Annotated in this window: 2 protein-coding genes; both read right to left on the bottom strand. The window is 68.0% G+C overall.

Annotated elements, in window-relative coordinates:
* Window positions 1-1,119: hypothetical protein (locus EB084_24565; protein ID NDD31437.1), on the bottom strand; the 1,119-nt coding region annotated here is incomplete at its 3' end.
* Window positions 1,119-1,808 carry a TIGR00730 family Rossman fold protein gene (locus EB084_24560; protein ID NDD31436.1) on the bottom strand — a complete coding sequence of 230 codons (690 nt, stop codon included), beginning with the start codon at window positions 1,806-1,808 and terminating at the stop codon, window positions 1,119-1,121. The genes EB084_24565 and EB084_24560, both read right to left, overlap by 1 nt.
* Window positions 1,809-1,859 lie beyond the last annotated feature (51 nt).

Raw genomic sequence — 1,859 nt, 5'->3', positions numbered from 1 at the left:
GCCCCACTGGGCCACGGTCACGGGCTTCCCGTCCTTCACAGGCAGCAGGGCCGCCTTGCGGCCGCCGGCCACGAGGACGAAGGTCGCCCCGACACAGTGGTTCTGCGGCGTGCCCTTCACGGTGATTCGCAGGTGGGTGATCCCGCCGTAGTCGCCCCGGTTGGTCTGCGGGTCTGCCGACGTCCCGGTGGTGTCGGTGCCCGTCATGTACGTTCCCGTGTCGAGCTTTCCCTTGGGGTTGTCGCGCTGCGCCCCTCCGAAGACGAGTCGCGTCGGCGTGCCCTCTGTCACGTCTACAACGGCCTCGATGCTCGTGTCCGGTTTCTGGAACAGCCCCCGGACCTGGCTGCCGGAGCGCGAGACGACGGGTGCGCTGCCGATCTCTCCGCCGCTGGGAACCGCGCACACCTCGAGGTGCAGCGGAACCGACGTGGTGAGGGTGAGCCATGCCATGCCGAGGCCCCTCACCTGCGTGATCAGGCGTGTCTCTGAAGACTGTCCGGTACGGATGAGCCTGCGGCGATCTCCATCGACCACCCGCCATCCCACCGCGGGCCCGTTCCGCTCGAGGTCGAGGAAGGCGCGCACGAGGGCGCCGCCCACTGTGGTATCGGCCGCGAAGGCGCCGGCAATGGGGTTCTGCCGTGCGGTGGCGCGCGCGTCGAGCACCACGTCGGCAATCTCCTCGCCGGGATTGTGCATGCGCAGCACGTAGTCTTCAGCCAGCGGGTAGGCGTTGGTGTGGGAGACGAGGAGGCGAACCTTGCCCGCCGGCACGTCGGCCGCGGCAAGGATCCCGCGTCCCCGCGGGAGCACGCGGTCATCGAGGACCTCTGGCGCGTTGCTCAGGAGCAGCGCCACGGGGTCGTCACGACGCGACACCGCGGCCTCCATGTCGGGGAGCGTGATTGCGCAGGCGCTCTGGTTGGCCACGCCGGGCCTGATCACGTCGCGGCCCAGGGTGTCGATGACCTCGTCAGGGGAGAGCACGTATCCGACGGGCAGGATCTCGATGTTGAGCGACCGCGCCAGCGCGCCCTGCAGCAGCATCGCCAGGCCGATGAGCATCACGGCCCCCATTCGCAAGATGCGGGGGGCGCGCTCGCAAAGGCCGCGCATCAGAGGTCGGCTTTCGAAGACGCTCGCCCCTCGAGGGCGGCGTGTCCTCGGCGCTTGATGTGCTCCACCACCTCGGCGGGGTCGTCGGTCACCAGGAAGCGATCGAGGTCCTCCTGGTTGATGGTCGACTCGGTCATCATGGTCGAGCGCATCCAGCCCAGCAGGCCGGCCCAGTACTCGCTGCCGTAGAGCACGACGGGGAAATCGCGGATCTTGCCGGTCTGCTCGAGGGTGAGCGCCTCGAAGAGCTCGTCGAGCGTTCCGAACCCCCCCGGGAAGATGACGAACCCGAGCGCGTACTTCACGAACATCACCTTGCGGCAGAAGAAGTAGCGGAAGTTGAGCACCATGTTGTTGTAGGGGTTGAAGGTCTCTTCGTAGGGCAGCTCGATCGACAGCCCCACCGAGACGCCGCCGGCGTCACGCGCGCCGCGTCCGGCCGCTTCCATGAGGCCGGGGCCGCCCCCCGTGATGATGGCGTATCCCTCGCGCGCCAGCATGGCGCTCACCTGCTGGGCGGCCTCGTAGTATCGATGCCCCTCGCGGATTCGTGCCGACCCGAACATCGACACCGCGGGACCCAGCTCTGCGAGGGTGTCGAATCCTTCGACGAACTCGCCCATGATCCGGAAGATCCTCCACGGCTCGTGGAGCGTCTTCGACTTCTTGCCCCCCATGAGGAACTGCATGTCCTCGGTCTCCCGAGACGGGGGTACTCTCCTGCCCTGCATTGCGGCCGA

It is taken from the genome of Pseudomonadota bacterium (genome assembly GCA_010028905.1).
Lineage (GTDB): Bacteria > Vulcanimicrobiota > Xenobia > RGZZ01 > RGZZ01 > RGZZ01.
This window is presented reverse-complemented; position numbering and strand designations above follow the sequence as displayed.